Below are 4,886 nucleotides of genomic sequence, written 5' to 3' on the forward strand. Positions count from 1 at the left end.
CCGAACGAGTCCCCATACCCTCGTTCGGTCAGACGCGCCGCCGCTGTATGTGTTTGTGCCGTATAATGACCGTTACCTATGACGCGATACAAAAGAAAGGTGTTTGCCCATGCAGGCACAGAAGGCGGAGGGAACCCGCGACCTTATCGGCGCCGAGATGCGCGCCTGGCAAAAGATGCAGCAGATTGCGGCCGGCGTGTTCGAGCCGTTTGGTTTTAAACCCATCGAGACGCCCGCGATCGAGCAGGTGGACGTGTTTGTCCACGGTATCGGCCAGTCGACCGACGTCGTGCGCAAGGAAATGTTCCGCGTGTTCAGCGGTGCCAACCTGGAGCGCGTCTTTACCGAGGGCACCGACACCAAACTCAAGCCCAAGCAGCGCTTGGCGCTTCGCCCCGAGGGCACGGCCGGTGTGGTGCGCGCCGTCGTGGAGAACAACCTAGTGCCCCAGGGCTCCACGCCGTTTAAGGCTTACTACGCCGAGGCCATGTTCCGCGGCGAGCGTCCCCAGAAGGGCCGCCTGCGCCAGTTCCACCAGGTGGGCATCGAGTGGCTCGGCGCTCCCGATCCGGCGGCAGACGCCGAGTGCATCATCATGCTCATGGAGTTCTACAAGCGCCTGGGCTTCGATCTTTCCAAGCTTCGTCTGCTTATCAACTCGATGGGTGACGCCCAGTGCCGTCCGGCTTACCGCGAGCAGGTTAAGCAGTTCATCCTCGATCACGCAGATGAGATGTGCGACGAGTGCCGCGAGCGCGCCGAGCTTAACCCGCTGCGTGCCTTCGACTGCAAGAACGACCATTGCCGCGAGATCATGGCCGAGGCCCCGCTGATGGGTGACAACCTGTGCGACGAGTGCCGCGAGCACTACGAGCAGGTCAAGCGCTATCTGGATGCCGCCGGTATCGAGTATGTCGAGGATCCCACCCTGGTGCGTGGTCTGGACTACTACACCCGCACCGTCTTTGAGGTCGAGGCTCCCGGCGCCGGCGTCGGCTCCATCGGTGGCGGCGGCCGCTACGATGGCCTGGTCGAGCTCGAGGGTGGCAAGCCCACGGCGGGCGTCGGCTTTGCCGTCGGTTTTGAGCGCGCCCTGCTGGCCCTGCAGGCCTTTGGCAGCGATTTGGGTGCCGATGAGGCCCCGTGCGTTTATGTCGCCAACGCCGGCAAGGAACTGCGCCAGAACGTCTTTGCCATTACGCAGGAGCTTCGCGCCGCAGGCATCGTGACTGAGGCCGACTATCAGGGCCGTTCGCTCAAGGCCCAGTTTAAACAGGCCGATAAGGTGGGCGCCAAGCTCATCCTGGTCCTGGGCGGCGACGAGCTTGCCGCCGGCAAGGTCAAGGTGCGCGACATGGAGAGCCACGAAGAGGTCCTTGCCGATCTGGCCAACGTCGTCGAGGCGGTTCGCGAGCGCCTGTAGCGCATCTTTTTGAGCTGCGGACCCGCTAACATGTCCCGCTCGCGGCGAGCGATTGTTACGGGGGTGTTTCGCATTTATGCGGAATGCCCCCGTTTGTGTATGCCGTCCACCGAGAAATACGACCATTTAGAGCAAAACCCTTGCAATGCAGAAAATACTTTTGTGTGGTAAAGCGCAATCAGTGTCGAAAGTATTTCTCAAGCGCCTATAATGAATACCGCATGTTACGTGCATAGAAGGAGGAATGGGAGGAAACGTGGCTGAGAACCTAAGCAACCAGTCTGTACCCGAAGCCGCGGCGCGCGTCGCTGCCGTGGTCAACCGCCTCGTTAACCGAATCGGCTCGAATGCCGAGTCCAGGGAGCGTCTCGCCGAGATCGAGATCCCCGAGGAGCTGCGCGACAATCTGGCGCTGTTCCTGCGCCTGGAGCGTCGTGTGCTTAGCGAGTATGATCCTGAGATCGCGGACCTGTTCGACAAGATCCTGTCGGCCGAGATTGTGGCCAATGCCGGCAACCCCGGTACCCGCGCTGCCGACGAGGCCGTCGACGAGCAGGGCGTGCCCACCGCCGACGAGTCCACCGCCGTGGCATTCCGTGAGGTCGTCGATCTGATCGACAGTCTGCCGCTCGATAAGCAGCAGGTCATCGTTCGTGCCTTTACGAGCTTCTTCCACCTGGCAAACCTGTCGGAGGAGAACTACCGTGTGGCGCAGCTGCGCGAGCGCGAGGCCGGCGCATCGACCGATACCGAGGTCGATCCCGCCAACGAGCTCACCGTCGCCTATCACCAGTTGGTAAACGAGATGGGTGTCGAGGGCGCCAACGAGCTGCTCGGCAAGCTCGAGTTCCACCCTGTCTTTACCGCACATCCCACCGAGGCCCGTCGCAAGGCCGTCGAGGGCAAGATTCGCCGTATCTCCAATCTGCTGGAGGAGCGTCCGCGTCTGGGCGGCTCCGACCTGGTGGAGAACGAGCGCCATATGCTGCAGGAGATCGACGCCCTGGTGCGTACGAGCCCCATCGCGCTCAAGAAGCCCACGCCGGTCGAGGAAGCCGATACCATCATCGACATCTTCGATAACACGCTGTTCGACGTCATCCCCGTCATCTATCGTCGCTTTGACGACTGGGTGCTGGGCGACAAGGCCGGTACCGTGCCGCCGCTGTGCCCGGCGTTCTTCCATCCCGGCAGCTGGATCGGTTCCGACCGCGACGGTAACCCCAACGTCACCGCCAAGGTGAGCCGTGAGGTCGCCGCCAAGTACTTCACTCACATGGTGCTTAAGCTCGAGGACAAGTGCCGCCGCATCGGCCGCAACCTCACGCTCGAGGCCACCTACAGCAAGCCTTCTGCCGAGCTCATCAACCTGTGGAACCATCAGGTCGAGATGAGCCCTCGGTACACGGCCCGCGCCGAGCTGATCTCCGAGCACGAGCCGCATCGCGCCGTCATGCTCGTCATGGCTGACCGTCTGAACGCCACCGTGCGTCGTATCACCGACACCATGTACCACAGCGCCGATGAGTTCCTGGAGGACCTGCGCGTCGTCCAGCGCTCGCTGGCCGCCTGCGGTGCCGTCCGTGCCGCCTACGGCCCGGTCCAGACCATCATCTGGCAGGTCGAGTCCTTCGGCTTCCACATGGTCGAGATGGAGTTCCGTCAGCACTCCGTGGTGCACGCCCGCGCCCTCAAGGATATCCACGAGAACGGTATCCATGGCGACCTGCAGCCCATGACGCGCGAGGTCATCGATACCTTCCGCGCCATCGGCTCCATCCAAAAGCGCTACGGCAAGAAGATGGCGCACCGCTACATCATCTCGTTCACCAAGAGCGCCCAGCATGTGGCCGACGTCTTTGAGCTTGCCCACCTGTCCTTCGCACATGAGGAGGATGTCCCCGAGCTCGACGTGATTCCGCTGTTCGAGCAGCTCGAGGACCTCGAGGGCTGCGTCGACGTGCTCGACCAGATGCTTACGCTGCCCGTGGTGCAAAAGCGCCTTGCCCAGACCAACCGCCGCATGGAGGTCATGCTGGGCTATTCCGACTCCTCCAAGGATGCCGGTCCTACCACGGCCATGCTCGCGCTGCACTCCGCGCAGGAGCGCATCGCCAAGTGGGCCGAGAAGAACGATATCGACCTGGTGCTCATGCACGGCCGCGGCGGTGCCGTGGGCCGTGGCGGCGGTCCGGCCAACAAGGCCGTGCTGGCGCAGCCCAAGGGTTCGGTCAACTGCTTCTTTAAGCTCACCGAGCAGGGCGAGGTCATCTTTGCCCGTTACGGCAACCGCACGCTGGCTCAGCGCCATGTTGAGTCCGTTGCCGCCGCAACGCTTTTGCAGTCGGCCCCGAGTGTCGAGAAGACCAACACCGAGACCACGCAGAAGTTCTGGGATATGGCCGACAAGCTCAACGCCGCAAGCCACGAGCGCTATCTGGACCTGCTGAACACCGAGGACTTTACACCGTGGTTCTCGACCGTGACGCCGCTGACCGAGGTCGGTCTGCTGCCGATCGGCTCGCGTCCCGCCAAGCGCGGTTTGGGTGCCAAGTCGCTCGACGACCTGCGTACCATTCCGTGGATCTTCAGCTGGAGCCAGGCGCGCATCAATCTGGCCGCCTGGTACGGCCTGGGTACCGCCTGCGAGCAGCTGGGCGACCTTGACCAGCTTAAGGCTGCCTACCAGGAGTGGCCGTTCTTCCGCACCTTTATCGACAACATCGAGATGTCGATCGCCAAGACCGACCAGCGCATCGCCAAGATGTATCTGCACCTGGGCGATCGCCAGGATCTGTCCGAGAAGGTCTTTACCGAGATGCAGCTCACCCGTAAGTGGGTCCTTGCCATCGTCGGTGATGAATGGCCGCTGCAGCGTCGTCGCGTGCTCGGCTGCGCCGTCCGCGTGCGTAACCCCTATGTTGACGCCCTATCCATCGCCCAGGTTCGCGCCCTTCGCGAGGTGCGTATGAACCAGGACGAGATGGCCGAGGAGAAGAAGGCCGAGTACATGAGCCTGATTCTTTCGACTGTGACCGGCGTCTCGGCAGGATTGCAGAACACGGGGTAATCGATAGCCCTGTAGTCGTCCGGGTCCGCCATCAGCTTACTTTTAGGCACGTCCTCGGATATGCAAGAAGCCCTCGCTGCGCACTTCGTGCGGCGAGGGCTTCTTGCGTCCTGCGGAGTGTGCCTAAAAGTAAGCTAATGGCGGGCCCTGCGATGTCCGGTCTTCGGCGGATTACTGGCTGGGGAAAAGATGGCGCGCTTCGCGCACTTTGATGGGGCTTCGTGCTGCGGAATGCATTCAGAGGGAAACCCTTCGGGTCCCTTTGTCCTCGGTCTTCTGGGATTGGGGCTGAAGGAATAAAGCGCGCTTCGCGCCCAATGTGGAGTGCGGCGAGGGCTTCTTGCGTCCTGACGCTCCTATTTGGCAAGGTGTTTTTTAGAATCCATTTTGCGC

Annotated in this window: 2 protein-coding genes; both read left to right on the forward strand. The window is 62.2% G+C overall.

Annotation, left to right across the window (positions count from 1 at the left end):
- Positions 1–109 precede the first annotated feature (109 nt).
- Positions 110–1,423 (forward strand): histidine--tRNA ligase, encoded by a 1,314-nt coding sequence (gene hisS, locus DWY05_RS09750; RefSeq protein WP_117821387.1) that lies wholly within the window; start codon positions 110–112, stop codon positions 1,421–1,423.
- 256 nt (positions 1,424–1,679) lie between these two features.
- Entirely contained in the window at positions 1,680–4,493 is a 2,814-nt protein-coding gene (locus DWY05_RS09755; protein WP_370448095.1) for a phosphoenolpyruvate carboxylase, read from the forward strand.
- Positions 4,494–4,886 lie beyond the last annotated feature (393 nt).

The organism is Collinsella sp. AF23-4AC, assembly GCF_003462685.1.
Taxonomy (GTDB): domain Bacteria; phylum Actinomycetota; class Coriobacteriia; order Coriobacteriales; family Coriobacteriaceae; genus Collinsella.

Excerpts from the sequence above, each read along its gene's own strand:
- hisS (WP_117821387.1), top strand. The coding sequence starts at position 110 with ATGCAGGCACAGAAGGCGGAGGGAACCCGCGACCTTATCGGCGCCGAG.